Genomic DNA, 25868 nt, shown 5'->3' on the forward strand with positions numbered 1-25868 from the left:
GCGCGCGCGGACTCGGCGCGGTCCTCGGCGCGCGGCCGGCCGGTGGGCGCGCCGCGCGCCACCTATCGCGCGGATGGGCGCGCGCGCTCGAGCGGTCAGGGGCGCGGTAGTCCTGCGCGCCGTTCCGGAGCCCGCGCGGGGCTCCCCCCGGGGCCGCGCTCGAGGGCGCGCCACGGCCAGGCGCGGGGCGCGCCCTCGAGAAAGGGCAGGTCAGATGGCGCGCGCCCTGGCGCGCTTGCTGTGGCGCGCGTGCGCGCGGTGGCCATGGCGCGGGCGCGCGGCGCGGTCGGATCGGGCGCGCGCGCGATCGTCAGGAGGGCGCGCGGCGCGGCGCGGGTATGGCGCGCGCTCACTGGATCGGCGCGCTTGGGCGCGCGCCCGGCGGCGCGCCTGGGTCCGCGCGCGCGGCGCGGTACGGGATGGCGCGCGCTCCCTCTGGGCGCGCCTGGGCGCGCGCGGATCGGCGCGCTTGGGGAGCGGCGCGGGCGCGCCTGGCAGGCGCGCCCAGGGGAAGGCGCGCAGTGCCTGGGCGCGCGCTTGGGGGAGGGACGGCGCGGCGCGCGGGCGCGCCTCGAGGTGATGTGACGTGACGAGAGAAGGGGGAGCGGCGCGCGCCGTGGAAGCGCGCCCGAGGGGGCCGGGCGCGCGTCACGTCACGTCACGTCACTGTCCGGCGGGCGCGCCCTCGAAGTACGGCGCGAACCGCCTGGCGAGCTTCGGGTCGACCGGCGGGGCCTTCCGGTAGTACTCGGCGAGCTCCGTCTCTCCAGCCGCCTCGAGGTACTCGACGAGTCCCGGGCGGTGGCCGAGGACGTAGTTCCGCAGCTCGGGCAGCTCCGGGTCGCCGGTCTCGGAGATCGGCCCCAGGTGCTCACCCTTAGTCATCATCAGGAGTCGGGCCTGAACCTCGGCCTCCTCGTACAGGGCCTTGAATGCGAGCTCCTCGCCCCTGTTCCTCCGGGAGGCCGGACGCGCGGCGGCGGGGGGCGGGACGTCCTGGGGCTCCTCGGCCTGGCTGGTCTCCTCCGGGTTCTCGTCGATCGGGGGCTCCTCGTGCTCCGGGTCCGGCGGCGGGGGCGCGGAGTCGTACTCGGCCGGCGGCTCCGGCTCCTCGTGGGCCTGGTGCTCGCGGGCCTGCTCCGGCCGCTGGTCCTGCGGGGCCGGGGCGGTGCTCGGTGCCTGCTGGGGCGGCTGGGTTCCCTGCCCGGCGGCGGCCGCCTCCGCCTTCTTCTTGGCCTGCTCCCTGACTGCGGTCAGGGCGCGGGTGATCAGGGCGTCGGCGTTCATCTCCCCCCACAGCTTCGTGCGGGTGGGAATCCGCTCGAGGGTCCGCTTGCCCCACGTCTCGCGGATGTCGACCAGGCGCGCCTCCGGATCGGTCGGGTCGTTGAGCGCCTGGTGCACGAGACTGACGGCCCCCTGGCCGGTGAGCTCGGATGACTGGGGCGCATGCTGCTGGGGCTGGGCTCCCTGCTGGGGCGGGCGCTGCTGAGACTGGTTCGGCCCCTGCTGCCGCTGGTTCTGCTGCTGCGGCGGCCGCTCCCCCTGCTCGTCCAGGTACGCGTCCGGCCGGGTCTCGGTGACCTGGCGGGTGGCGGCGGCCTCGTGGAAACCCATGCGGCGGAGCAGGCTGTCGATGCTGAAGTCCCGGTACCGCTCCGTCTCGCCGGGCTTCATCTCCCAGTGCAGCGTGCGGACCCCCGTCAGGTAGGCGTCGCCCAGGCCGTGCAGTTCCACGATGGCGTCGACGGCGGCCGGAAGGTTCTTCTCGGCCTTGATCTTTCGGGTGGTGTTCCGGGTGGGCTTGTCGTTCTCGAACGCGGTCACGATCTCCTGGCGGGCGATCATCACCACGGGGCCGGAGTGCCGGCGGAGCAGCCACAGGAACTCGCCCCACCGGTCCTTCGCCCGGTTCCACAGGTCGGCGTCGATGACGACCGGGTCGTCCAGCGAGGGCCCGCGGCGCTTGTTCTCCTGCGCCTTCCGCACGGCGCGGCGGCGCGCGTACAGGGCCTGCTCGTCGCCGAGCATCTCCCACAGGTTCGAGCCGTTGTCGACGACGATCATGTTGGGCTTACCGTCGACACGGGGCTGCGCGACGATCCAGCGGACGGCGTCGAGGATGTCCTGATAGGTGCCGTCGTGCTCGACGATCTCGTACCGGGCCCCGGGGATCTTGCCGTAGTAGTCCGCGGTGCCCTCGGACCCACCGATCTCGAGCCAGTACGTCATGCCGATGAGGTCGGAGCGCGAGCCGACAGCGGCCTCGTAGCTCTTGCCGCACTTCTCGGGCCCGCACAGCAGGATGAACGGCGGGTTGGGGAGGCAAGTCGGCTTCCGGGACGTACGGGCGCGCTGCGGCGCGGTGATACCAGGCATCGGTGTTCCTCGCTTCGTGGTCTCCCCGGGTGCTCTCCCGCGGAGGATGCAACGGCGAAGGGGTTAACCTCTCGCCGTTGTCCCTGGCTTACTATTCTACCCGCTTGGTGGGGTAGATCAATGCCGGTTCAGCAGATCCGCGACGGGAGTTGCAAGTTTCGGGTCCTGGTCCTCGCGGTGCCGCTTATACCAGGCGTCGAGGGCCTCGAGCCCGTCGGCCGCGGCCGCCTTCTGGTCCTCGGGCATGGCTTCCCACTCGGCGACTGCGTCCTCGTACTCGCCGCGGACCGTGTCCGGGTCCTGGCGATTGAGGGCCTCCGTGATCTCCTGCCATGAGGCGCCGCCCAGGGCCTCGGCGAGGACGACGCGGTCGACGATCTCGTTGGCCAACTGGCGAAGCCGGCGGGCTTGCAGGATGCGGTCGGCCGGGCTGGTGGTCTCGGCGGTGGTCGCGACTGTCTGCCGGGCGAGGTCGGACAGGTCGCGGGCTGCGCGGGCGGTGGTGATCCGGGCCAGGATCTCCGGTTCCATGGAAGGGTCCGATCATGCGGGCGGCGGGCGCCCCAGGTCGGGGGCCCGCCGCTTCGGTACGGGTAGAGGCAGGATGCCTTACGAGCCGGTTGCCGTCAGCGCCTGGTCGAACGCAGCGAAGACAGCATCGACGGTCGCGGGCTGCGGGAGGAGGACCCCCTTCTGCGCGGCGTACTCCTTGATGATGCGGCCGCGTGTCCTGCGGCCGCTCCCTTCGTGCTGGCCGAGGACCTCCGCAATCGCGGCGCCGGTCAAAGGCCCGTCGAAGACGTCGCGGTGTCCACCGTCGATGACCTCGGCGATGATCGCGCGCAGCTCCTCCTCCGTGCTCCACGCGGGGACCACGTACGGCTGGGGCGCGCCCTGCGCCTCTCCGGCCGGGGCGGCGGGTGCGGGCTCCGGCGCGGCCATCGGCTCGAGAGCCATGGTCGGCTGCGCGGGAACGGTGGCCGTGACCCGGCGCGGCTTCGGGGCAGCGGCCGGAGCGACCGCGGCCGGAGCCGGTGCGAGAGCTGCAGCGGGCGGGAGCACCGGGGCCGCGGCGGGGGCCGGAGCCTCGAGCGCCTCGACCTCGACCGGCTCAGCGAAGATGCCCGTGGGGTCGATGCCCGCCGCGCGCAGACCGGCCGCGGCCGTCTCCGCGAGGGGGACGCCGGCGCTGACGAGCTGCAGCGGGAGCAGCGAAGCCACTGGCGCCTTCCGGCGCCAGGCTCGACCGAACCGGCCGCGGAGCTGCGCCTGGTAGACGAGTCGCTCCTGCTCGAGCTTGAGGACCGTGTCGTACGAGGTGAGTTCCCACAGCTTCATGCGGCGCCACAGCAGGAAGGTGGGCAGCGGAGAGAGGACCCAGCGCGCCCACCGAACCTTGTCCATCTGACGGCGGCGGCCGGTGGCAGCGCCGATACGGACGGCGTAGGTGTGCGTAGCGATCTCGGAGACGATGACCCAGAGCAGGGCCATCGCTCCGTGCGCGATCTTGGACCAGAGGGATTCGCCGGACGCGACGTTCAACGCGCAGGACGTCAGGCTCAGCACCCAGGGGACGAGCCGCGCCCACCACAGCGGCATCCCCGTGCGGATCAGGAACAGGTGGGCCCCGGTGAACACGGGGATAGCGGAGTCGATGGCGGTGGGCAGGACCCACGGCTCGGTGAAACCCCAGTCTTCGGCTGCTTTGGACACGGCGTCGAATGATGCGAAGAAGCCCAGTCCGCCGACGGCGGCTCCGCCAACTGCGGTCAGGCCCGCGCCGAAGCGCTCCCAACGGCTGAGCGGCGGGACGCCGGAGTCGTCCTCGCGGGTATGGGGGAACTGGCTCACGGACACCTTTCCTCTCGTTCGGGTCTCCCCGGTCGGCTTATGCTCGTGGCCTTCCGGGTCGACCAAACGATATAGCGTCTTCCGCCTGTTGTGCCTGAATCAGTTCCCACAGTGCGTCAGGGACGCGGTCATACCGGGTGTTTTGGGGCCGGTCACCAGTCGAGGGGCTCCGCCGGCTTCCGCCGGTCGGGGCCGACGATCCGAGCGACGTGCGCGGAGGACTCGAGCCGGGACAGCAGCCGCTCCCCCAGGATGTCGACCACGCCCAGGCCCGGACTGTCGGGCGTCCGGCGGCTGCGCAGGTTCGTGGTGTACGCCGTGGGCCGCCCGGCCGAGATGCGGGCGTCGATCAGGTCGATGGTCTCCCGCCGTGCGAACTCCGTGGCGGTCATGTCCATCTCTCCGCACAGTTCGTCGAGGATCAGCAGCTCGCACGTTACGAACTTCTTGCGGACCTCCCACGCCTTCAAGTTGTGCGGGGCCGAGTCCGGGCGTCGCCACGTCAGGTACGTCGCGTGCTTGATCATCAGGGTGTCCACGCCCGCGATGACGGCCTCGTTGCCCAGGGCGAACGCCGCGGCGGTCTTCCCGCTGCCGATGTTCCCCGGGATGATCATGTTCAGGGTCTCCGGGCGGGAGCCGGACCGCTTCGCCTCCACCAGGGAGTGAAGCCAGTTCTGCAGGGTCTGCGGCTTCTGGTTCTTGTCCAGCTTGAGGGGGCCGGTGGTGAACCGGAAGCCGAGGTACTCCTGGTGGGCCGCGTCCTCGACGCTCCGCTCCCATGCGAGTCGTCGCGCGTGAGCCTTCGGCACGGCCGTGTCCTCCCAGAGCTCTATCTCTGATCTGTCGGTGCGGCGGTCGGGGACGCCGAGCTGGGACATGTCGGCGCCACCGCGGCGCAGGATCGCGAACATGTGGTCGGTCACGGCGCCTGCCAGGTTCAGGCCGCGCTCGGGGCCCGGGGTCACCGGGGCATCCACCGTGAGGGACATCGAGATCACACTCCCTGCGTGCGGTTGACCACGCCGAACGTGGCGTCGTCGGAGTCGTCGTGTTCGGGGGCTTCGGGGGTGCCGGGTGGGGTCTCGCCCTGCTTGCCCCAGGTCGCCGAGTCGCTGTACGGAACGGCGCCGTTGGAGCGGGTCGGGGTGATGTGGTTGGTGACGACGCCCAGGGCGTCCTGCCACTGCTGCGCGCTGGGCAGGTGCTTACGCGCGCGGCGGAGGGCGTCCGCGCACTGGCGCTGCGTGTAGCCCGCTTCCAGGGCCTTCTTCACCATGCCGCGCATAGCGATGTAGCCGTTGGTCTTGCCGACGTACTTGCCCAGGTGCTTCTCAGCGTCCGCCCACCACCACGTGGCGACCTTCTCGGCCGCTTCGTCGATGGCCTTCTTCTCCGCGGCCTTCTTGTCCGCCGCGGCCTGCTTCTCCGCGTCGTCGGCGGCCTTCTGCTCCGGGGTCCGGCGGGTGCGCCGCTTGGGGGCGGCCGGCGGCTCCTCGGCGGCCGCGGGCTCCTCCTCCGGGGCAGGGGGCTCCTCGTCGCGGGGGTCGGGCTCGAACCCGTCGCTGCCCAGGGTGCCGTCCGGGTACTCGACGAGGAACGTGCCGTCCTCCTGCTCGATGACGGGGACGGCCGGGTCCTTCTGCGAGCTGAAGATGGCGTGGTCGGCGGCCCACTGGGGAACGGGGTACTCGGCGACTGACGTGCCCATCACGACCTTGCCGGTGCGCAGACGGCGGCGCTCGAGGCGGTAATACCCCTTCGCGGCGAGCTCGCGCAGCGCGGTACGGACGGCCTCGCGGCCCTCCCGACCCTCGCCCTTGGAGAGCTGGTCGGAGCGGACCTGCCACCCCTCCTTCTGGTCCAACAGGTAGGTGAGCAGGCCGAGGGCGCGGAAGCTGATGCTCGTGTCCCGGGCGGTCGTTGACTCGACTCGCACGTGGTAGACGCGCCGGGCGACCCGCACCCCTGTGGGATCGGACAGGCGGCTCATGCGGATGCCTCGCTGGGGGTGTCGTTGGTCAGGCGGAAGTCGGTGCGCTTGGAGCGGCGGCCGGACTCGTTGCTCAGGTAGCGGTACCGGCGCTCGGCCATGCCCGCGTTGCGCAACTCGGTGACGGCGCTGCGGACCTGGTGGGAGTTCAGGCCCAGGCCGGTGTAGATGGACGCGAGGTCGACCCACTCGCCGTCGGGGTGGAGGGCGAGCTGGAAGAGAACACGGTGCGCGCGGTCGGACAGGCGCCGGGGGCGGGTCTGCGTGGTGGTCATGGTGCTGGTCCCTGGGAAGAGGGGCCCGGCCGCGAGGGGCCGGACCCGGGCGGCTGTCGTCACTCGTCGCGCGCGCCGGGCTGCGCCTTGGGCAGCAGCTCCGGCGTCTCCCGCAGTTCGTCGTCGAGGTCACCGCGCCGGTAGGCGGCCAGCAGAGCGGCCTTGCCTATCGGCTGCTTCTTGAAGGTCTTCCAGGTCCAGGTGACGGTGCCGGTGGGCTTCCCGCCCGGCACGAACTTGAGACCGGGGATGAGCTCACCGGACCGCGAGTCGAAGATGGCGCCCGTCTCTGGGTCGCGCTGGGCGTGCCGGAGAACGGCCGTCTCGAACGACTTCTTCCGGACGATGACGACGTCGTACTCGCCCTTCTCCTCCGCGTACTCGTCGAACGCGGCTTCGTCGGCGATCTCGAACCGGTCGCGGGTCTTGTTGACCTTGTAGTGACCGACCTCTTCGCCGCCGACGGTGATGGTGAGGTCCGACTGCTTACGCTCGAGGAACGCCTGGACGAGGGGGTCCTTCGGGGCGTTCACCTTCGGGGTGATTATCGCCGCCTGGTGTTCCGTCATGGCGCGGGCGATTGCCCCGACGAGCCCGAGAGTATGCAGGTCAGGCCCGGAGTCCGACTCATCGGCCGGGACGGCGTCGGCAACGTCGTGCGACATCTCGGTGTTCCTCTCTTTCCCCGGACGCCTGGCCCAGGGTTCTGGTCCTCCCGGGCTGGTGTTCGGGGCGCGTCACCTTGGGGTACGTCGCCGGCCGATTTTTGTTACACCTAGGCCCAGGTAGCTGGGTTGCTCTCCCAACTGAGCCGAATAGTACACCCAGGGCAACGCGATGTGGAGCGCGCGACACAAGCGCCTCGTCCGTCTACCTTCCTCGCGGCTCTGCAGCATCCGGCGACGTCACCGGGAGCAGCAGGGCCCCGGCTCCGCCCCATCCGGAACGAGGGCGGAACCGGCCCGGCGGCAGGTGAGGGTCGGCCATGACGGCATCGTCCCGCTTGCGAGGCGGGGCGCCGCGGTAGGAGTCCGCGGGCTCGCAGCCCTCACCCGCTGCCGGACACCGACCGCATGGGAGAGGAACGCACCAGCCGTGACCGAGACGATCGCCGCGCCGCGCTACATCGCGTACGTGCCGCTCACCGACCTGTCCCCCGCGCCCCGAAACCCGAAGCGGCACGAGCTCGAGCTGATCATCGCGTCGATCGACATGCACGGCCTGGTCGAGATACCCGTCGTCGACGAGCGGACCCAGCAGACCCTCCACGGCCACGGCCGGCGCGAGTCCCTGCTGGAGATGCAGAACCGCGGGATGCGCGTCCCGAGCGGTGTCGTCGTCGACGAAGACGGGGGCTGGCTGGTCCCTATCCTGCGCGGCTGGCACTCGAGGAACGACGCCGAGGCGGAGGCCTTGGCCATCAAGCTCAACCGGCTGCCCGGCGAGGGCGGATGGGACCCCCGCGAGCTCGCCGAGATCCTCGAGGACCTGGCGACGAACGAGGTGGAGCTGTTCGACTCCCTGGCCATTCCCCACGACGAGATCGACAAGATGCTCGGCCAGGTCGACCCGGAGACGTTGCCCGGCGGCGGCCGCGAGGACGAGACGCCCCTGCTCCACCTGCCCGACGACGGAGAGCGCGGCGACGGACTCAGCCCCGACGACGAGGGCCGCGCACCGCACACGACGTGCCCGGCCTGCGGGCACCTGTTCACCTCCAGCCGCTGACCGCCTCCCGAGGAACGCCCATGTCCACCCGACGCAAGGCACGCCGGCCCGAGGGCCGCAGCGGTCGCCCACGCCTGCTCTCCGAAGAGGTCGAGTCCCGTCTCGTCGCGGCCTCCCGCACGGGCGTAGCCGTCGAGCTGGCTGCCGAGATGGCCGGCATCTCTCGCTCCACGTTCCTGGCGTGGATGGCCCGCGGCCGCGCCGAGGTCGACGCCCGTGAGGAAGGCAAGAAGCCCGACCCGGCCGAGGAGGAGTACGCGGCCCTGTTCGAGAAGGTCCGCACCGCCCGTGCCACCGCGGGCGCGCGCGCCATGATGAACATTCGCAGGATCGCGGACGGCGGCATCGTCACCAAGATCACCACCCGCAAGTTCCGCGACTCTGTCACCGGCGAGATCGTCGAGGAGACCGTCGAGGACCGCACGCCCCCGGACTGGCGCGCTGACGCCTGGTACCTCGAGCGGCAACACCGCGACGCCTACGGCAAGGACGCGACGCTCGCCCTCGAAATCACCGGCCTCGGTGACGTCCCGGCCGGCGCGGACGACGGGGCCGTCGACCTGGCCGCGCTCGCCGAACGCCTGGACCGCAGCCTGTTCTCGGTCGAGTACCCGCCGGAGCTCGAGGACGGCAGCGTCGTTGACGCCGAGGTGGTCGACGAGTGACCCGGCAACCGCCCGCGCCTGCCCCGCTCTGCGGCGCCCGCACCGTCTTCTGGCCCGACGACGAGGCGTGCGACGCAGAGTGCTCCTGGCCGCCCGAGCACGGCGGGAGCAGGCACTTTGACGAGAGCCTCGGCGAGTGGGACGAGTCCGAACTGCCCACCGTGCTGCGCGACGAGTAGGGCCGCAAGCCAGCACGCGACGTTAACCACGCACGCCCTGCACGGTGCCCCCTCCTGATCTCCAGCAGCGGAGGAAGCACCGTGACAACCGCCTACTACCCGGGCGCCAGCAGGGCGTACGACTTCTCGAAGACCTACCCGGGCGACCTGATGGACCCCGACAAGGTCCTCTTGCACACGACCGAGGGGACCACCCTCGTCGACTACTCCAAGGGCGCCGTAGCGCCGAACATCACGGCCATGCCGAACTTCGCGAAGAAGCGGCTGGAGTGGTACCAGCACTACCCGTTCACCCACTCCGCGCGCGCCCTGGTCAACAAGGCCGGCGGGGTGGAGACCAACACGGACGACGTCGCCCAGGTCGAGCTCGTCGGCACGTGCGACCCCGCGCACCGCAAGACGTGGGGCAAGCTGCAGGCGGGCGTGCATTACATCTTCTGGCCGGAGGCACCGGACTGGGCGCTCGACGACCTGGCCGACTTCCTGGCCTGGCAGAACGTCAACAACGGCGTGCCGCTGACCACGCCGAAGGACTGGCTCCCGTACCCGTCCTCGTACGGCAACAGCCGCGTGCGGATGACGTTCGCGGAGTGGCGCGCCGCGAAGGGCGTGCTCGGCCACATGCACCCCCCGGAGAACGACCACGGCGACCCGGGAAACATCCCCATCGCCGCGCTCCTGTCCTCGGCGAAGATCAAGGCCGCGGCCCTCAAGGGCGGTTCCACCGGCGGCGGCACGTCCACCCCGGCGCCGAAGCCCGCGCCGCCGTTCCCGGGCGCCCAGTACTTCGGTCCGGGCAAGAGCAACGCTCACATCACGGCCATGGGCAAGCAGCTCGTGAAGAAGGGGTTCGGCAAGTACTACACCTCGGGTCCCGGCCCGACGTGGAGCGATGCGGACCGCAAGAATGTCCGTGCCTTCCAGCTCGCGCACGCCTCCCTCGCGGGTGACGCCGACGGCATCCCCGGCCCGAAGACGTGGAAGCTGCTGTTCTCCTGACCCTCCTCCGGCCGGCTCGCACCCGCGGGCCGGTCCCCGACTCCTGAAAGGCCCGCTGTGGCAGGCGAGACCGTCATCACCGTCATCGGAAACCTGGTCGACGACCCCGAACTCCGCTTCACTCCCTCCGGCGCCGCGGTGGCCAAGTTCCGCGTCGCCTCGACTCCCCGCACCTTCGACCGGCAGACGAACGAGTGGAAGGACGGCGAGAGCCTGTTCCTGACCTGTGCCGTGTGGCGGCAGGCGGCCGAGAACGTCGCCGAGTCCCTGCAGCGCGGGATGCGCGTCATCGTCCAGGGCCGCCTCAAGCAGCGCTCCTACGAGGACCGTGAGGGCGTCAAGCGCACGGTCTACGAGCTGGACGTCGAGGAGGTCGGCGCGAGCCTGCGCAACGCCACCGCGAAGGTCACCAAGACCAGCGGGGGCGGCGGGGGCAACGGGGTGCAGCGCTCGACACCGTCCGCTGGCCGTCCGGCCGCTGACGACCCGTGGGCGGGCCCGGCGCCGGACGAGCCGCCGTTCTAGCCGTACGCACACGAGAGGGGCCCCGGACCATCGTCCGGGGCCCCTCTCGGCTGTTCAGGCCGCGGCGGGCACGGTCCAGGCCGACGGCAGGATGAGCAAGTCGTCGGCGTCGGCCTGGCCCTCGTCGTCGGTCGCCTTCTGCTCCTGGCCGGGAGGGTTGGCGGACTCCGAGTTGGTGTCCTGCCCCGGCGGTGTGGCCCCTTCGGCGGGCGTCTCCACTGGGGCCGGGGTCTCCTCCACCGGCGGCGCGGGGGTCTCCTCCACCGGCGTGTCGGTGACCGGGGGCGGCGTCTCCTCGTCCGGCGGGGTGGCCGTCCCGTCCGGCTCGCTCGGCACGGGGTCCGCGCTCGGCGGCGGCGTCGTGTCTGCCGGCGGCGGGGTCGTCCCCTCCGGCTGGCTCGGCGTGGGGTCCGCGGTCGGCGGCGGGGTCGTCTCGACCGGCGGCGGGGTCGTCTCTACCGGCGGTGGGGTCGTCCCCTCCGGCTGGCTCGGCGTGGGGTCCGCGGTCGGCGGCGGGGTCGTCTCGACCGGCGGCGGGGTCGTCTGCGCGGGCGGGGTGGTGGTCGTGTCCGTCGGCGGCGTCGGCGGCGTCGTCGGGGTGCTCGGCGTGGACGGGGTCGACGTCGGTGTGGTGGTGGGCGTGGACGGGGCCGTCGGGGTGGAAGGCGTGGTCGTCTGCACGGGCGGCGGCGTGGTCGTCTGCGCCGGCGGCTCGGGCGTTGTCACCAGCACCACACCGCCACCAGTGGCGGCCGGGGGCCGCTCAATGCCGATGGCGAGTGCCACGATGTCGTCACCGCCGGGGCCGCCGTACACGGGCGTCGCGTCCACCAGGCCGAGCACCAGGCGGGCCGCGACCATCGACGGCGCGTCCGACGTCGCTACCGCGGGTTGGGCGATGATCTGGTGCACTTCCTGGCTGTTCAGGCCGAGGGTGCCCAGGGTGAGGGCTGCGAGCCGCGGCGGGAGCGGGGTGGACCCGCCCATCACGTTCGGGCCCGCGTCCTTGTCCGCCTGCTGCAGCAGCTTCATGTACTCGGCGATGCGCGCCTGGTCGGTGCCCCACAGCACGTACCGGCCGTGCACCTTCATGTCCTGGTACAGCTCCTGCGACCCGTCCTGACGTGCCCATGTGCGGGCATAGTCGGCGTCGTAGAAGATGCGCAGGCCGATCTGCTCCTTGCCGTAGGAGAACGTGAAGATCGTACTGTCCGGGCCGGTCGCGGCCTTGGTCGACATCACCATGCCGTCGGCATCGGTGCACTCGGCCTCGAGCGCACTCACCGGGTTGCACTCGATCTTGCTCGCGCCGGAGAAATAGTCGAACTTGTCGTCGGTGAACGGGGCGTTCTCGACCTTGGTCCCGGCCGCGTCCGGCGTGACGTCCGGCGCGCTGGCCTTCGCGTGCACGGGCGCGTCGTCGACGATGTTCGTGTACCGGCCCAGGGCCCAGCTCGCCGCCAGCGCAGGGAGCAGTGCGGCGACGACGACCGCCTTGCGCCGCCGCTTGCCCGCGGGCGGGAGCTTCTCCGTGGCGACGTCGTCCTTGAGGTCGACCGGCGGGCGCTCGACGCTCGGCGGGGCCGGGGCGTTCAGCCCCAGCATGTCGTCGAGGTCCTTGAACTCCGGGCACTGCTCCCGGATCATCCGCTCGGCGGCCTCCCGGGTGATCCCGGGCAGCACGTTGAGCACGTTGTCCACGGCCCGGGTGAAGGTCTGCCCCTGGCCCATGAACAGCGTGCGCACACCGTGCATCCTGAACAGCGCCGCGTCGGCCGGGAAGTCGCCGACGACGATGTCGATTTTCTCCGCCGGGCTGCTCACGGCTGGTGGTCCTTCGCCCTGCGCTGTATCACCTCGGCCATGGCCGCGGCGAGGTTCTGCAGGCGGTCGGGGGTGATCTCCTCGATGTCGGAGACCACGAGCTCGCCACCGCCGGGCAGGGCGATCTCCTCGCGGTGGAGGCTCACGTCCTCCAGGCCGTCGTCGGTGCCGGCGTCGTCGCGGGTCTCAAGCGGGTTCAAGGTCCGCATGAAGGCCGCCATCATCGCGTCGTGCGTCTGCTTGATCCGCTCGGGGCTCCGTGTGTGGCCCGGGGCCAGGGCTCCCGCGGCCGCCATCGCGCGGCGCGTCTCGATGTCGTGAGGGACTGGGCCGCCCTCGAGCGCACGTTCCAGGCGCTCGGCTTCCCTGTCAGCGCGTCCGAACATGATGCGCCCTCTCCCTCTCCAGCACGGCCTCGACACGAACACCTACGACTCTTCCTCTGCTTGCTGCGATGGTCAGCAGCATCTCCACCAGGTCGGCGGAGGACTCCCCTTCGGGCAAGACCTTCGCCAGCCGCTTCAAGGAGCGATGTTGCAGAGTACGCACTGCACTCTCGGTCTTTCCCATGATCTGCGCAGTATGCGCAGGAGTGCACCCGTCAAAAAATCGGAGCTGCAGGCACTTACGTTGGTCGGGCTTCAATTCGTTCATGCCCTGGGCGATGGCTTCGGCCACCTGCTTCTGCTCGAGCTGCTGCGCGACGGACGCTCCCGGCCGTGGCCGGTCCAGCATCAGGTCGTCGGCCTGCAGAACCTCGGTGGGCCGACGCTGCTCCTTGCGCAGGTAGTCGACGGCGGTGTTGCGCGTGATGGTCGCGAGCCAGGCCATGGGCTTCGTGCCCGGCTGGTATCGCGCCACGTTTTGCGCCACCTTGATCCAGACCTCTTGCGCGAGGTCCTCGGAGATGTGCGGGTCGCGGACGTACTGGCGGACCCAGTTATGGACCACGGAGTGCAGCCGCATGTAGAGCTCGCTGATGGCCTCTGGCGCTTTGGCGCCTCCGGAGGCTGCACGTGCCATGAGCTGGTCAACGGTTACGGATCGGTCGGTCACGGCGTGAAGTCCCCCCATGTGCCGTCTGGGCGCCCGACGTGCGGGTCCGAGGACTCAGAACACCCAACCCGGTACAGGAGGATCGTCTTCCGCTGTGGCGCTCAGGAAGCATAACCGGCCACTCTCCGGGCGTCACCGTACGGATGTGCGATGTTCGATTGCCCTGGGCTTACTGTAATCTCGCCGTTGCAGGCGAGCGTCGCGGAGAGCACCGCGGCGGGAGCCAGACCTAAAGAGAAGGAGCACCCCCGTGATCACGCCGCCCGCAGTTGACCAGCCGTCCCACATCGACCTGGCCCTGATGCGGTTCCCCCACCAGCAGTGGATCCCGGCGCCGGCCGCGGCCGCGCACGTGGAGAACGTGGGACTACCTCGTGAAATCCTCCGGCTGGTGATCCGCACCGGCAAACGCCGTGGTGTCCTACGTATCAAGCGCGTGCCCGACCACGTCGGGTTCTACGTGATGAGGGTCTCCAAGATGCACCCCGATGAGGTCACGGCCACGGCCTGACTGATTCTTTGGATAACGGGCCTGGGCGCCCCTCCCTCCTTGCCAGCCGCGCCGCGAGGCGCGTGGGCTGTGCGCGCGAAAAGCACCTAGGAGGAGGGGGCGCCCAGGCCCGTTATCCGGATCCACTCAGACGGTAGTAGCTTGGCACCTCCGACCGACCCGACGTGGGTAGGAGCCACACCGTGTCTGACCCGTTCGCCGTGCCCGCCGGCCCGCTGTTCCAGCAGATCGACCAGGCCCGCGCCGCAGGCGACGAGCGCGCCGCGGCCGCGGCCCTCGAGGAGCTGCTCGCCCTGTACGTACGGCTCGGCAGACGCGAGCTGGGCACGATCCCCGAGCAGAACGACTACATCGTCGCCCGACACCTCGGCTTCGTGCCCGAGGCCCTGCAGCGCCTGGGCGTGACGCCCGCCGATCTCCCGGAGCCTCCCGGCCGCCGGCGCCCACTCCCCCCGCACTCGGCCCCGGCCGACCCGGACAGAGCCGAGATCGCCGAACAGTTCGCCCGCATCGGCGCAGCCGGCGACGGGCCGCCGGAACGCTTCGGCGTCGCCTTCCGCCCCCAGGACAACGTCGTGCGGAAGGGGCGGCTGCAGCCCTTCGCCGTCGTCGACACGGACGAGGACGGCCTGCCGGTCGCCTGGTACGACACCAGCGAGTGGGCCGAGGTCGTGGCCGACACCGCCAACCGGCTCCGCCTGCTCGACTGACCGCCCGCCCCGGAACCCTCCGAGGCGGGCGGCGCTGTTCACGCGCTGGGGACGACGCACTGGAAGCACGCCGTGCCCTGGACGAACCGGTCCCCGTGCTCCTCGCACACCTCGAACACCACCTCGTCCGGGCGGACCTCGCAGGACTCGCACGCGGTGCCCGGCTGGGCATACTTCTGGCACAGCGGGCAGCGGGGCCAGCCCTCGCACTTCACGCACCGGTCCGTGCCCGTGGGCGTGGTGATCGGGTCCCGGCACTCCTTGCAGTCCGAGAACCTCGTGCGGCGAAGAAGCATCCCGTCGACGTCCTCGCCGGGCATCATCGCGTCGGGCTGCCAGACGCTGCTGTTCTTGATCTCCTCGTAGCGCTCCCAGTAGCCGGGGGCGTTCTCCGGGTCGCGGGGAGCGGGCATCACCGCGCGGCGCGGCACAGGCGTCGACGCGAGGTCCGACAGGCGCCGGGCGATGACAGCTCCCACCGACCGGGTGTCCGTCGGCAGCGGCCGCAGCAGCACGGTGAGGATGAGATCGCGGGGGAAGTCGTCCAACAGGAGCCCATCGACGGCGCGGCCCTGGTCCTGCAGAACCTTCCCCGTCAGCAGCAGCTCCGGCCTCTCGTGGCCGAGACCGAGCAGCAGGTCGACGCCGGGTGTCCTCTCCACGGCTCGAGCCTTCTTCTTCTGGGTACGGATATCGACAGCCTGGCCGTCCTTCCTTCCCTCCCCGGCTGCAGGAGCTGCAGCGCTGGAACCTACGGAGGGAAGGGGCGAGTCAGTGGTGCGGGTAGTAGGGGAGGGTTGGGTGACTTCAAGTCGCCCCCCCTCGGACTTGTAGTCACCCCTCTCGGGACTTGTAGTCACCCCCTGACTTGTAGTCGCCCCCTTTTCGGGGTTCTCCACAGGGGTGACTTCCTGTCGCCCCCCCTCGGAGGGGGTGTTTTCCACAGGGGTGACTTCCAGTCGCCCCTCCTGTTCGCCCTCCGCGGGGGCCGACTCGGGGGCCTGCTTCGGCTTGGGCTTGCCCTTGTCGGCGCGGGTCTTCTTCGGCGGGGCCGGGGCGATGGCCGGACGATCCTCGCGGGTCAGCGGCCTGCGGCCGAGGCGGGCGCGGAAGGCGTTCGTGCGCTCGATGTCACGGAACCACTCGTGAGGGATCAGCAGGTCGTACACCGTGGGCCGTCGGTGTTCGGGGATGTACATGGCCGCGCGCTGGTCGCCCTCGGCGATGAGCTTGCGCTCCTCCATCGCGGCCAGGGCGCGCTGCACGGTGCGCGTGCTGATCTTGGCGTAGCTCGCGATCGTCTTGACCGACGGGAAGGCGTTGCAGCCGTCTTCGTCGGCCGCTTCGGCGAGGCAGCAGAGGGTGCCCCACTCGTTGATGTCTGCCGTGGGCGCGTCCTTCATCGCCCACAGGATCGGGTCGAGACTCACAATCGCTCTCTCTGAGGTTCATGGGTCCAGAGAGGCAGGAACCGCGCATCGCGAATATCACAGCCTGGCGCGGAAACGAGTGGCCGCGCCGAGGTGCCTGTATGCTCGATGCCAAGCAGTCCCTACCCCCTTTGGCGAGGACCGGGTAGGAAGTTGGGGCGTCAACCGGGCCAGGTTGATGCCCCTTCTGCATGTCTGCCGCTAATTTCGGTGGCGGCGATCACACCTTACACCTGCGTCATCCGAACGGTAGGATGGTTGGCATGACGACACCACGGACGCCTGCGAGGAAGAAGGTCAGCATCACGCTGCCGTTCGAACTCGAGGCTCGCGGCCAGGCTGCGGCCGGCGACAACTTCTCCGCCTACATGGAGCAGGCCCTGGAGGAGAAGCTCATCAACGACGGGATGCTCGAGTACAACCGGCTGCGCGCCCTGGACCCGGCGGAGGACCTGTTCGAGGCCGCCGAGGCGGACGCCGCGTGACCGACATCCAGCGCGGTTCGGTGTGGCGCATCCCCACCGTGGGTCGCGAACGCACGGTCCTGGTCATCGAGAACAACGCGGTGATCCGACTGCACCCGGGCGGCATCCTGTGTGCCCTGATCCAAGAGGTCGCGGACGCTCGGGACACCCTCGTCACCGTCCCGATCCAGGAGCCTGTGGCCGGCGTCGTCATGGCTCCCGACATCTCCGCGTTCCGGCCGCAGCGCTTCGAGCAGGGAAAACTCGAGGGCTACGTCTCGGCCGCCGACATGGAGCGCGTAGACCGCGCCGTCCGGGCCGTTCTCGACCTGTAGATCGCTGATCCTGCGCGCCCCCTGCCGACGTGGCCGGGGGCGTCGTCATGCCCGGGTCCTGATCGCGGCCCAGGTGACGCGGCCGCCGTGGTCGCCGATGTTCTGGCCCACCTCGGCGGCGACGCCATGCACCAGGTACAGGCCCGGCTCCTCCTCGGGCGCGGGCAGAGGGCAGTTCATCTCCCCCACCGACAGCATCACGTGCCATCCGTCGTACGCGATCCGTGCGACCAGGCCGGCGCCGACCGTGTGCCGGGCGGTGACGTCCACCAGCTCGACGAGGACGGCCTGGACGTCGGCGGAGATCGTGGTGACGTCGCGCACGCCCTCGAGCATCCGAGGCAGTGCCAGCGCGGCGAGCGCACGGGCCTGCTCCATCGCGTTGACGGGCGAGACCTCGGAGCCGATCACGAAATCGACCGAGTTCTCCACGCCGAACAGCAGCGCGGGGTCGCTCTCGGTACCTCTCTCCGTGAGCGTGCGCGGAGAGAGGTCGTGGGGCCCGATGTCAGAGATCGTCACGTTGATCCGTTCCGTCGATGGCTCGTTCTCGAATGTTAGTTCGATACCGAGTAGCGTGCGAGGGGTCTAAGCGGGTGGAACCGACTGGGTGGTCGGACAGTGAGGGCGGAGGAGAGGTAGCGATGCCACGGGGGGCCTTCCGGGGGGATACGTGCGGTTATCCAGGGCAAACGGCAGCACTTCCGGTAACCAAGCGTTGCAGGATCGTGCCGTTCCGCCACCCATCAAAGATGGTCACCAGGGTCATCGTCAAACGATTCGTGGTCGAAACCTCTGCAGCGCCAACCGATTGTTGGATTGGAGCTAGGGTGAGAACCTCACGTCCCGCCAGGAGAGACCACCACACCGTGACCTCAGCCACCCCCCCTCCCCGCTCGTTCAGCGAAGTGCTGAACCTCCTCCTCGAGTCACAGGCCCAGGAGGATCCGAAGAACCCCGGCACGTTCGTTCCCCCGACGAACACCGAGGTCGCCGAGGCGATCAACGCCAAATTCGGCCCCGGGTCCATCACCGGCGAGTACGTCCGCCGACTCCGCAAGGGCGACATCAAGAGCCCCAGCGTGCAGGCCGCCTCCCTGCTCGCCGCCTTCTTCGGCCTGCCCCTGGACGTGTTCAACGCCACTGGCAGCGAGACCTCGAAAAAGGTCATGGAAGAAGTGCAACGTTTGACCGCCTACAGGCGTCGAACCCTTGACGACGAACCACCGACTGTCGCCGTGCTGGCGCGGGCCGCACGCCGCCTGTCTCCCGCCGGCCAGAAACGCGTCGTCCAGTACGCCCAGCGGCTCGAGGAGATCGAAGACATGGAACGCGGCGCCGGTGAGCCCATGGCACCGTCCAGCGACTAGCCCCCCACAAGGTACGCACTCAGGTGATCCGATACTCCAACGACCGCGAGGTGCGCCAGACTCTGGCGGCCTTGACCGTCCCGAACCCGCTCACAGTCGACTCTCTCTTCGCAGTCATGCGGGACCACTACCAGACGTGCTACTCACGTGCTCTCGAGCTGTGGCGTGGAGCTTCCCCATTCCCCCAGATCCACGCCAACGCCCTGTGGCTGACCCGCCCTCACGCTGACAGCGACGTGGTGTGGCTCGACCCCGCGCTCACCGGCGCGGCCGCCGTGCACTCCCTCGGCCACGAGTTCGGCCACCAGGCCCTACGGCACAAGCCCCTCGAGCTCCCCACCGAGCCACGGCAGGCCGAGACGTACGAATTCCTCAGCTCCGAGTTCCTGGACGGCTGCCTGTTCGGCCGTGCCCGCTCCCACGACGGGCCCCAGGATCCGGAGTACGTGCGCGTCGAGGACGCGGCGGAACGGTTCGCGTTCCTCCTGCGCCGCACGGCCGCGGACCAGGCCCGCGACACCCGGCACCACGACCCGCTGGTCGGCCGGCTGCACGACAGCCTGTGACCCTCCCCCGCCCACCCCTCGCCGAAGGCCCCCGTGTCCACTGACGACCTCATAGACCTGTTCACCACCATCCCCCTCTGGGTGGTGGTCGCGGTCCGTACCTACTACTGGCCCAAGACCCCGGGGAAGCGGGCGATCCTCGCCACCTTCACCGCCCTCACCGTCGGCGCCACCCTGCGACTCGCTTTCATCGACGACGCCCTGGCCCGCCTGTTCCACTTCAAGGACGCGGCCGTCCTGCCCAAGCACCTGTGCGTGATGCTCGCCAGCATCCTCCTGGTGGGCTGGCTCAAGTCGGTCGTCCCACCCCGTGACAAAGAGCCTGCCTGGCTCCGCTGGATCGACTTCAAGCCCCGCATGGTCTTCGTGGCCGTCATGAGCATCGCGGCCTCCGCCGTCTTCCCGTACGTCCGGCCCTCGATCACCGCGCCCGACGGCTCCCCCGACTTCGCCTCCGCCCAGTACGGCGACGTCGCCGGCACCGTGCACCTGGCCGCCTACCTCCTGACCATGGGTGTGGCCCTGGCCCCCTCCGCGGTGCTCTGCCTCACCGTGGCCAGGCGCACCGATGACCGCCTCCTGCGCGTCTGCATGCGCCTCATGGCCGCGGGCGCGGCCGCGGGTGCCTTCTACCCGGTGTACCGGATCGCGTTCCTGATCTGCGGGTTCACGCACTGGACGTTCCCGCTGAACGAGGCCGAGTTCCACCGCGGCGGGTCGCTCATCCAGCTCGTGACCATCCTGTTCATCATCGTCGGCAGCTCCGTGCGCGCCGTGGAGATCGTCCTCCGCGCGGTCCGTATGCGCCGGGCCCTGATCGACCTCCGCCCCCTGTGGGCCGAGCTCGTCTCCGTCCTCCCGCCGGACGTCATCAAGCGCCGCTTTCAGGAGCCGACGGGCGCCCTGGCCGACCGCTACACCTTCACCGACCTGTACGGCCGCCTGGACGCCCGCATCGTCGACATCTCCGACGCCGCGTTCGAGCTGCTCCCGTGGGTCGAGGAGGACCTCCCCGGCCGGGCGCTCGAGGAAGCCCGCACGGCCGGCCTCTCCGGCGGGGAGGCCGAGGCAGCAAAGCAGGCCCTGTGCCTGCGCGTCGCCCGCCAGCGGGCCGTCGACGGCGAGCCCCACGCTAGGACCCCCGCCGTATCTCTGCTGTCCCTGCGCGACGACCTGGCGTCGAACACCCGATGGCTGGCCCGGGTCGCCCGCCACTACGCCTCGCCCGCATTCGACGACGCGGCCAACCGCCTCGCCGGACACCTCGTTCTCCAGGAAGCCACCGCATGAGCAGCACCACCGCACCCGCCCCGGCCCCCGTCGAGAACCGGGCCGCCCGGCTCATCACCGACCGCGCCGAGCCCCGCAACGTCATCATCCTGGTGTCCCTGGGCGTCGGCCTCGCCCAGGACAACCCGCTCACCGGCGCGCTGTGGGCGCTCGAGGCCATCCTGTTCGCCGCGGCGATCCCCATGGCGTACATCAAGAAGGGGATGCGCGCGGGGAAGTGGGCCGACCGGCACGTCGGCCAGGTTCAGCGCCGCACCCTGCTGATACCCGTCATCATGGCGTCCGTCGCCACCGGCATCGGCGCCATGCTCGTCTTCCACGCCCCCCGCGCGATGCTCGCCCTGGTCCTCGCGATGCTCGCCACCCTCGCCGTGCTCCTGGTCCCCACCGCCGTGTGGAAGTGGAAGATCAGCGTGCACACCGCGGTCGCCGGCGGAGCCCTGGCGATGCTCGCCCTCACCTGGGGCCCGCTGGTCTGGCTCGCCTACCCGCTGCTGGCCATCCTCGCCTGGTCCCGCATCAGCCTGCGTGACCACACCCTCGCCCAGACCATCGCAGGCGCGGCCGCGGGCACCATCACGGCGGGCCTGGTCTTCGCCGCCCTCACCGCATGACGTAAGGCGCACCGTGTCTGTACTCCTCCCGGCCATGCAGACGTCTTCCGCACCCGTAGCCCCGACCGCCCGCCACCTCGCCGTCATCGCCGACGGCAACCGCCGGTGGGCGGCCGCCAACGGTCACACCGTCGAACACGGCTTCCGTCAGGGCGCGGCCGTCGTCCACCAGGTCCTCGACCACTGCCGCGCCCGCGGCCTCGAGGTCGCGTCCGTGTTCCTCATGTCCGACCGGAACTTCGGCCGCGCCGAGGCCGAGGTGCAGATCCTCACCGACGTGATGGTCGACATCCTGGAGAAGGAGACCGCCGCGACGACCGGCCCGATCCGTGTCCTGCGCCAGTTCTCCGGCAACTACCTGATCCCCGGCCGGCTCCTGGCCGCCATCGACCGCGCGGAGCAGGCCACGGCCGACCGGACGGGGATGACCGTCTGCCTGGGCATCGGCTACGACGGCCGCGCCGACATCCGCCAGGCCGTCGCCCACGCCCTCTACGCGCCGGACTACGACGAGCGCGAGGAACTGCCCGTCGAGCGGTACCTGTCCACCGCGGGACTGCCCGACCCCGACGTGGTCATCCGCACCAGCGGCGAGCGCCGCCTGTCCGGATTCCTGCTCTACCAGGCCGCGGACGCCACCCTGCACTTCGATGACCGGTACTGGCCCGAGTACAACGCCGACGCGGTCGAGGAGGCCCTCGCCGTGCACGCGGTACAGAACCTCACGTACGGCCGCTGACCAAGATCGTTCTTGCCCAATTGGGCACGCCCCCGGGCCCCGTGCGAGTGACGTGCGGGGCCCTATCACGCGCCGCGGCCGGTACCGATACGGGCTAGGTGCCCGATACGGGCCGACGGTCTGACTATCGTCCCTCCCATGAAGACACCCACAACTGATCTCGAGTGGATCCGGGCAGGCACGTTGCCGCTCCCCCGGCCCGACGAGACACGCATCATCGTGATGTGCAATCAGAAGGGCGGCGTCGGTAAGACGACGACGACCATCAACCTCGCCGGGGCTCTCGCCTTCTACGGCAAGAGAGTCCTGATCGTGGACGGCGACCCCTCCGGCAACGCCTCGGACGCCTACAAGGTCGAGATGCTCGACGAGGACGAAGGCGACACGCAGACGAAGTGCATCCTCGAAGGGAAGGACCCCCACGACCTGGTGGCCAGGCCGTTCGAGAACATCCACGTTCTGCCGGCCAGCCCGGACATGCAGTTCCTCGCCCCGCGCCTGCGCGAGCAGGGCGATGCACTGCACGCCTACCGCCACATGCTGGACTTCTTCCGGGGTGAGTACGACTACATCCTCGAGGACACCCGGCCGGCCGTCGACACAGACACCAACTCGATGACCGCGGCCGCGGACGCTGCGGTCACCATGGTCGACGTCGACCGCTGGGCGATGAAGGCCGTCGGTACCCAGCTCGCCCAGCACGAAAAGATCATGAAGCAGCTCCGGCGCGACGACTTCCTCGAACTGGGCCTGGTCATCAGCACTGCCAAGATGAGCGGCGGCGACTTCGACAAAGCGGTCCTCAAGAACCTGCACAACCACCCCATGCTGCCGGTCCTGTCCGAGGTTCCGTACCGCGGCGCAGACCTCAAGGAAGCCCGCGCCATGGGCCAGCCCGTACAGATGTACCGTCCGAAGTCCGACACGGCGGGCTTCTTCCGAAACGTCGCAGTCAAGTCAGGGCTGGTGGAGGCAGCGTGAGCAAGCCCAAGGACTGGGAAGCAGAGACCGACTGGGGCAGCCTCGGCGGCGGTGGCTCCGGCAAGACGGCCGAGAAGCTGGCGAAGAACGAGAAGACGACCGAGGAGCAGCGTGCGGCCGCACGCGCATCCCAGATCGAGAAGGCCGTCGCCGAAGCTATCGAGGACGCCAGGCCCGGACTGCACAAGGTTCCCGACCCCGTTGAGCCCGCCGGGGAGGGCGCGCTCACCGACGAGGAACAAGTGCGGTACCGGGAATGCCTCGAGGGCGTCGACCTGGGCAATCAGGCATGGTTCATCCAGGGCAAGGCGCTCGACACGATCGCCGTGGGCCGGCTGTTCCGCGACACCCCGCACAAGCTCGAGCCGCACCGCAACTACGAGACGATCGAGGAGTGGGCGCCGCTGGAGAAGGGCGTGTCGGTCGGCCAGTGCAGCAAGCTGCGCGCGGCCTGGGCGATCGGGGAGGTCCTCGCGGCGCGTGGCTACGACGCCAACCCTGGCCAGGTCCGGGAGATCGTGCCGGTCCGCAACGCCTTCAACCTGAACGCGGCCGTCGCGCTGTACGTCCTGGTCGCCGACACCTGGGGCCAGGACAAGGTCACGGCCGAGCGGCTGCGCAACACCGTCAAGATGCTGCCCGGCGACCTGGAGCTCGACGAGGACGAGGACGTCGACGCCCTGGCGAAGACCATCAAGGGCGTGCTCGTCGAGGAGCTGCAGCCGCCCGTCTCGCACGCGATCCCGGCCGCGGTGACCCGGGCCGTCGACAAGCGGGCCATCGGCATCGCGGACGCCCTCAACCGGCCGCGGATTCCCCGCTCGGAGGTGACCCGCCAACTCATGCAGGCGTTCGCCGACCCGGAGGACTCCACGGTCTTCGACATCGTCCTCGAGCGGATGAAGGCGGAGGAGGCGGCCGCGAAGAAGGCCGCGAGGAAGGCGCTGGAGTAGCCGCACGGCGCCCGAAGACACGGAGGCCCGGCCATAGGTGGTGGCCGGGCCTCCGCGCGCGTACAGCGTCAGTTCCGGCGCGCCATACGGGACAGCTCGTGCGCCTTCCCCGGCTTCTTCCACTCGGCGAACCGGGCGCCGTACACCTGATCGACCTTGCCGTCGGTCATCTTCACCGCGTATCCGCCCTCGGCGATCTCGAACGGCTTGGTCAGCTTCTCCAGGAAGTCGTACGCCTCGCCCGTCGACTGCGAGTCGAACCAGGCCTGCGTCACGAAGTCCGACACGCTGACCTTCCGGCCGCCCACCTTCACCTCGTACGCGAAGTTCTCGACCGGGTCGCACACCTCGTACGCCCACAGCGCGCCGTCCGCGTCCGACGCCCAGAGCTGCACCCGCGGGTCCAGGTACGCCTCGAGGACCTCGTGCGACAGCACCGCGGACACCGACAGCTCCCCCTCCAGGGCACTGCCCCCGTTGTCGAACACGGGGCCCGCGAACACCTTGCCGTAGATCGCGTCACCGTCCTTCGTGTGCCAGCCCAGGGCGCCGGCCTGGTCGGAGTCGTCGAACACCCCGATGACGTAGGCGCCCGGCGGGACGGGCGCGTTCTTCTCCATGTAGACCACCGACAGCGGCTTGACGCCCCACTCCGGCGCGACGTCCCGGCGTACCTGCGTGGCGCAGGCCCGCGCGGCGAGCTGGACGTCCCCGTCGCTGATACGGGACGAGTGGTTGACGACCGCGATGAACACCATGCGTATGCCTCACAAACTGGCTCCGCCCCGGCCTGGTTGCCGGAAGCGGACCGCACGGTGACCCGGGCGGGGGCATTGCGTCGCGTGCCCGGACGCACCGAGGGCCCGGCCATAGGTGGTGGCCGGGCCCTCGTGGGTTCTTCTCACGCAGGATAGGGCAGTTGATGGGGCGTTGGGCCAGGGGTCAGAACTCGTCGTCCTCCGGGTCCGTGATCACGCCGAGCTCCAGGTCGTAGCGCACGGCCGTGTGGACGTACCCGGCCTCGTCGATCCGCCACCTTGCCCGTTGAACGGCCTTGACCGGCACCGGCACGCACGCCTCCTCGACGCGGGCCGGGCCGCCCGCCGACGGCTTGTAGCCCTCCTCGACGGGGTCGAGGACCACCAGGAGACAGTGCCCGCTGTCCTTGACGTAGCAGTGCCACGGCGCCAACTCGGCGGGCAGTTCCCCGGGGTACGGGCGATCGAGGAGCAGACCGGCCAGCGTCCGCCGCACGATCGTCTGCGGGGACGTCGCAGTGCCGCCCGTCGCCGACGGGGTGAAGCACCGCACCGGCGGGGCCTCCAACTGGAAGTGCCGGCGGGCCTGCTTCCGCACCCTGGGCAGCGGCGCCATCTGCTCCTCGTCGACGGCCCCGGTGTCGATGGCCGTCCACGCCCCGAACAGCCCGCGGAACATGCCGTACGCCGGATCGGCGGGGTTGCTGACCTGGACGGGCCACGCCTGCGGGGGAAGGTGCACCTCCTCGTGGTAGGTCAGCGGCCCGTTCACACCCAGCGCGGTCGGCGAGCACAAGCCGAGCCGGTCGGCGACCTGGGTGTCGCTCCACCACGACGCCCACGTCCCGCCGTCGTACGCCACGCCCCAGCTCGCGGCCCGGATCGGGATACCGCTGCGCAGGTACATCGGAGGCTTCTCCCACACCAGGAACCCGGCCGGGGACGGGAGGAGCTGCTCGACGGCCTGGTGCCGGAGCTCAACCGCGGCCGCCACCTCGCAGGCCGCCGCGTCGAAGTAGTACAGATCCGCCGTCGACAGCCGCTCCCGCTCCGCGGCCGCCAACGCCGCGGCGCGGTCCTCGAGCCGGGGCAGGGCCGCCACCTGCGGAGGCATCACGAACCGCACCCCTTGGCCCATCATGTGGGCCCACGCAAGAGCGGCGTTGGCCCGTGTGAAGTCCAGGGTCGGCACCCACAGCTCGTGAGTGGACTCCGGGGGGTACTCGCGGTCAGACACAGGTTCTCCTCGATACTGATGCGGGGCGGAGCCGCTATCACCGGTTCCGCCCCGCTCACTTTGCCGCAGTGCACTGACACCGTGGGCCGGGTCAGTGGAACGCCTCATCAGGGCGCGTCGTCGACCAGCGCGGTGTAGAAGTCGGGCGCCGTGCCGGGGCCGGGGTGGTGCGGCTCCCACTCGACGTCAACGTCCCGGCTCTCGAGCGTCTTGCCCAGGTAGTCCTCGGCCCAGCGCTTCGCGGACTCCACGTCGTCGGGGCCGATCCTGTCCGTCGTCTCGTACACGATCGTGTCGGCGCCGGCGCCGTGCCGGATGGTCCATGCGGCGTCCGGGCTCCCCTCCGCCTCGTACCCGAGCGTCCAACGCGGCTGCTGTGTCGCCTCGTTCATGTCCGTCCTCTCACGGTGCGTGCAGTGTGCGCGTCATACTGCCG

Annotated in this window: 31 protein-coding genes; 16 read left to right on the plus strand and 15 right to left on the minus strand. The window is 70.4% G+C overall.

Annotation, left to right across the window (positions count from 1 at the left end):
* Window positions 1–663: 663 nt before the first annotated feature.
* The 7 genes from ACFY3I_RS38590 to ACFY3I_RS38620 all read right to left on the minus strand — a co-directional run bounded on the left by ACFY3I_RS38590 (window position 664) and on the right by ACFY3I_RS38620 (window position 7067).
* Window positions 664–2379, minus strand: coding sequence for a hypothetical protein (locus ACFY3I_RS38590; RefSeq protein ID WP_390865633.1), 1716 nt, complete (start codon window positions 2377–2379; stop codon window positions 664–666).
* Between the two features lie 117 nt (window positions 2380–2496).
* Window positions 2497–2910, minus strand: coding sequence for a hypothetical protein (locus ACFY3I_RS38595; RefSeq protein ID WP_390865634.1), 414 nt, complete (start codon window positions 2908–2910; stop codon window positions 2497–2499).
* 78 nt (window positions 2911–2988) lie between these two features.
* A complete protein-coding gene (locus ACFY3I_RS38600) occupies window positions 2989–4230 on the minus strand; it encodes a DUF2637 domain-containing protein (protein ID WP_390865635.1) in 1242 nt (413 codons plus the stop codon).
* A 152-nt stretch (window positions 4231–4382) separates the two neighbouring features.
* The gene (locus tag ACFY3I_RS38605; protein WP_390865636.1) at window positions 4383–5222 is read right to left on the minus strand and encodes an ATP-binding protein; all 840 of its coding nucleotides are present in this window, start codon (window positions 5220–5222) and stop codon (window positions 4383–4385) included.
* A gap of 5 nt (window positions 5223–5227) precedes the next feature.
* The gene (locus ACFY3I_RS38610) at window positions 5228–6223 is read right to left on the minus strand and encodes a hypothetical protein (protein ID WP_390865637.1); all 996 of its coding nucleotides are present in this window, start codon (window positions 6221–6223) and stop codon (window positions 5228–5230) included.
* On the minus strand, window positions 6220–6498 hold the full coding sequence (locus ACFY3I_RS38615; protein ID WP_390865638.1) for a hypothetical protein: 279 nt from the start codon (window positions 6496–6498) through the stop codon (window positions 6220–6222). The genes ACFY3I_RS38610 and ACFY3I_RS38615 overlap by 4 nt, the downstream gene beginning before the upstream one ends.
* A gap of 59 nt (window positions 6499–6557) precedes the next feature.
* A complete protein-coding gene (locus ACFY3I_RS38620) occupies window positions 6558–7067 on the minus strand; it encodes a hypothetical protein (RefSeq protein WP_390865639.1) in 510 nt (169 codons plus the stop codon).
* Window positions 7068–7593: 526 nt separating this feature from the next.
* Here ACFY3I_RS38620 and ACFY3I_RS38625 point away from each other — a divergent pair.
* The 5 genes from ACFY3I_RS38625 (at window position 7594) to ACFY3I_RS38645 (ending at window position 10594) form a co-directional block, all read left to right on the plus strand.
* Entirely contained in the window at window positions 7594–8226 is a 633-nt protein-coding gene (locus ACFY3I_RS38625; RefSeq protein ID WP_390865640.1) for a hypothetical protein, read from the plus strand.
* 20 nt (window positions 8227–8246) lie between these two features.
* Window positions 8247–8891 (plus strand): hypothetical protein, encoded by a 645-nt coding sequence (locus ACFY3I_RS38630; RefSeq protein ID WP_390865641.1) that lies wholly within the window; start codon window positions 8247–8249, stop codon window positions 8889–8891.
* Entirely contained in the window at window positions 8888–9070 is a 183-nt protein-coding gene (locus ACFY3I_RS38635; protein WP_390865642.1) for a hypothetical protein, read from the plus strand. Before ACFY3I_RS38630 ends, ACFY3I_RS38635 begins: the two co-directional genes overlap by 4 nt.
* 81 nt (window positions 9071–9151) lie before the next feature.
* A complete protein-coding gene (locus ACFY3I_RS38640; protein WP_390865643.1) occupies window positions 9152–10069 on the plus strand; it encodes a peptidoglycan-binding protein in 918 nt (305 codons plus the stop codon).
* 57 nt (window positions 10070–10126) lie between these two features.
* Window positions 10127–10594, plus strand: a complete 468-nt coding sequence (locus ACFY3I_RS38645; protein WP_390865644.1) for a single-stranded DNA-binding protein — start codon at window positions 10127–10129, stop codon at window positions 10592–10594.
* 54 nt (window positions 10595–10648) lie between these two features.
* On the opposite strand, the gene ACFY3I_RS38650 is transcribed toward ACFY3I_RS38645, so the two are convergent.
* From ACFY3I_RS38650 to ACFY3I_RS38660, 3 genes are read right to left on the minus strand one after another with little or no spacing between them, the layout of a single operon-like run.
* Window positions 10649–12418 carry a hypothetical protein gene (locus tag ACFY3I_RS38650; RefSeq protein ID WP_390865645.1) on the minus strand — a complete coding sequence of 590 codons (1770 nt, stop codon included), beginning with the start codon at window positions 12416–12418 and terminating at the stop codon, window positions 10649–10651.
* The gene (locus tag ACFY3I_RS38655; protein WP_390865646.1) at window positions 12415–12804 is read right to left on the minus strand and encodes a hypothetical protein; all 390 of its coding nucleotides are present in this window, start codon (window positions 12802–12804) and stop codon (window positions 12415–12417) included. The genes ACFY3I_RS38650 and ACFY3I_RS38655 overlap by 4 nt, the downstream gene beginning before the upstream one ends.
* Window positions 12788–13474 (minus strand): RNA polymerase sigma factor, encoded by a 687-nt coding sequence (locus ACFY3I_RS38660; protein WP_390865647.1) that lies wholly within the window; start codon window positions 13472–13474, stop codon window positions 12788–12790. The genes ACFY3I_RS38655 and ACFY3I_RS38660 overlap by 17 nt, the downstream gene beginning before the upstream one ends.
* A gap of 250 nt (window positions 13475–13724) precedes the next feature.
* Between ACFY3I_RS38660 and ACFY3I_RS38665 the strand changes: the two genes are divergently transcribed.
* Both ACFY3I_RS38665 and ACFY3I_RS38670 read left to right on the plus strand, forming a co-directional pair.
* On the plus strand, window positions 13725–13985 hold the full coding sequence (locus ACFY3I_RS38665; RefSeq protein WP_390865648.1) for a hypothetical protein: 261 nt from the start codon (window positions 13725–13727) through the stop codon (window positions 13983–13985).
* A 182-nt stretch (window positions 13986–14167) separates the two neighbouring features.
* A complete protein-coding gene (locus tag ACFY3I_RS38670; RefSeq protein ID WP_390865649.1) occupies window positions 14168–14695 on the plus strand; it encodes a hypothetical protein in 528 nt (175 codons plus the stop codon).
* 38 nt (window positions 14696–14733) lie between these two features.
* Here the strand turns inward: ACFY3I_RS38670 and ACFY3I_RS38675 are convergent, their stop codons facing one another.
* Complete coding sequence (locus tag ACFY3I_RS38675; RefSeq protein ID WP_390865650.1) at window positions 14734–16098, minus strand: helix-turn-helix domain-containing protein; 1365 nt, start codon at window positions 16096–16098, stop codon at window positions 14734–14736.
* A 290-nt stretch (window positions 16099–16388) separates the two neighbouring features.
* Here ACFY3I_RS38675 and ACFY3I_RS38680 point away from each other — a divergent pair, with 290 nt between their 5' ends.
* Window positions 16389–16610, plus strand: a complete 222-nt coding sequence (locus ACFY3I_RS38680) for a hypothetical protein (protein WP_390865651.1) — start codon at window positions 16389–16391, stop codon at window positions 16608–16610.
* Window positions 16607–16924 (plus strand): type II toxin-antitoxin system PemK/MazF family toxin, encoded by a 318-nt coding sequence (locus ACFY3I_RS38685; RefSeq protein ID WP_390865652.1) that lies wholly within the window; start codon window positions 16607–16609, stop codon window positions 16922–16924. The genes ACFY3I_RS38680 and ACFY3I_RS38685 overlap by 4 nt, the downstream gene beginning before the upstream one ends.
* Window positions 16925–16969: 45 nt before the next feature.
* On the opposite strand, the gene ACFY3I_RS38690 is transcribed toward ACFY3I_RS38685, so the two are convergent.
* Window positions 16970–17446 carry a hypothetical protein gene (locus tag ACFY3I_RS38690; RefSeq protein WP_390865653.1) on the minus strand — a complete coding sequence of 159 codons (477 nt, stop codon included), beginning with the start codon at window positions 17444–17446 and terminating at the stop codon, window positions 16970–16972.
* A 347-nt stretch (window positions 17447–17793) separates the two neighbouring features.
* Between ACFY3I_RS38690 and ACFY3I_RS38695 the strand changes: the two genes are divergently transcribed.
* The 7 genes from ACFY3I_RS38695 (at window position 17794) to ACFY3I_RS38725 (ending at window position 23437) form a co-directional block, all read left to right on the plus strand.
* Window positions 17794–18294 carry a hypothetical protein gene (locus ACFY3I_RS38695; protein ID WP_390865654.1) on the plus strand — a complete coding sequence of 167 codons (501 nt, stop codon included), beginning with the start codon at window positions 17794–17796 and terminating at the stop codon, window positions 18292–18294.
* Window positions 18295–18317: 23 nt separating this feature from the next.
* Window positions 18318–18860, plus strand: coding sequence for a hypothetical protein (locus ACFY3I_RS38700; RefSeq protein WP_390865655.1), 543 nt, complete (start codon window positions 18318–18320; stop codon window positions 18858–18860).
* Between the two features lie 33 nt (window positions 18861–18893).
* Window positions 18894–20150, plus strand: a complete 1257-nt coding sequence (locus ACFY3I_RS38705) for an MAB_1171c family putative transporter (RefSeq protein WP_390865656.1) — start codon at window positions 18894–18896, stop codon at window positions 20148–20150.
* The gene (locus tag ACFY3I_RS38710; RefSeq protein WP_390865657.1) at window positions 20147–20764 is read left to right on the plus strand and encodes a hypothetical protein; all 618 of its coding nucleotides are present in this window, start codon (window positions 20147–20149) and stop codon (window positions 20762–20764) included. Before ACFY3I_RS38705 ends, ACFY3I_RS38710 begins: the two co-directional genes overlap by 4 nt.
* A gap of 34 nt (window positions 20765–20798) precedes the next feature.
* A complete protein-coding gene (uppS, locus tag ACFY3I_RS38715; protein ID WP_390865658.1) occupies window positions 20799–21503 on the plus strand; it encodes a polyprenyl diphosphate synthase in 705 nt (234 codons plus the stop codon).
* Window positions 21504–21641: 138 nt separating this feature from the next.
* On the plus strand, window positions 21642–22484 hold the full coding sequence (locus tag ACFY3I_RS38720; protein WP_390865659.1) for a ParA family protein: 843 nt from the start codon (window positions 21642–21644) through the stop codon (window positions 22482–22484).
* A complete protein-coding gene (locus ACFY3I_RS38725; protein ID WP_390865660.1) occupies window positions 22481–23437 on the plus strand; it encodes a hypothetical protein in 957 nt (318 codons plus the stop codon). The genes ACFY3I_RS38720 and ACFY3I_RS38725 overlap by 4 nt, the downstream gene beginning before the upstream one ends.
* 68 nt (window positions 23438–23505) lie before the next feature.
* Here ACFY3I_RS38725 and ACFY3I_RS38730 read toward each other — a convergent pair whose 3' ends face one another.
* The 3 genes from ACFY3I_RS38730 to ACFY3I_RS38740 all read right to left on the minus strand — a co-directional run bounded on the left by ACFY3I_RS38730 (window position 23506) and on the right by ACFY3I_RS38740 (window position 25824).
* Window positions 23506–24195: a hypothetical protein gene (locus ACFY3I_RS38730; RefSeq protein ID WP_390865661.1), complete on the minus strand. Its 690-nt coding sequence runs from the start codon at window positions 24193–24195 to the stop codon at window positions 23506–23508.
* Between the two features lie 184 nt (window positions 24196–24379).
* Window positions 24380–25432 (minus strand): hypothetical protein, encoded by a 1053-nt coding sequence (locus ACFY3I_RS38735; protein WP_390865663.1) that lies wholly within the window; start codon window positions 25430–25432, stop codon window positions 24380–24382.
* Between the two features lie 107 nt (window positions 25433–25539).
* Window positions 25540–25824, minus strand: coding sequence for a hypothetical protein (locus ACFY3I_RS38740; protein WP_390865664.1), 285 nt, complete (start codon window positions 25822–25824; stop codon window positions 25540–25542).
* Window positions 25825–25868 lie beyond the last annotated feature (44 nt).

Source organism: Streptomyces sp. NPDC001068 (assembly GCF_042897315.1).
Lineage (GTDB): Bacteria > Actinomycetota > Actinomycetes > Streptomycetales > Streptomycetaceae > Streptomyces.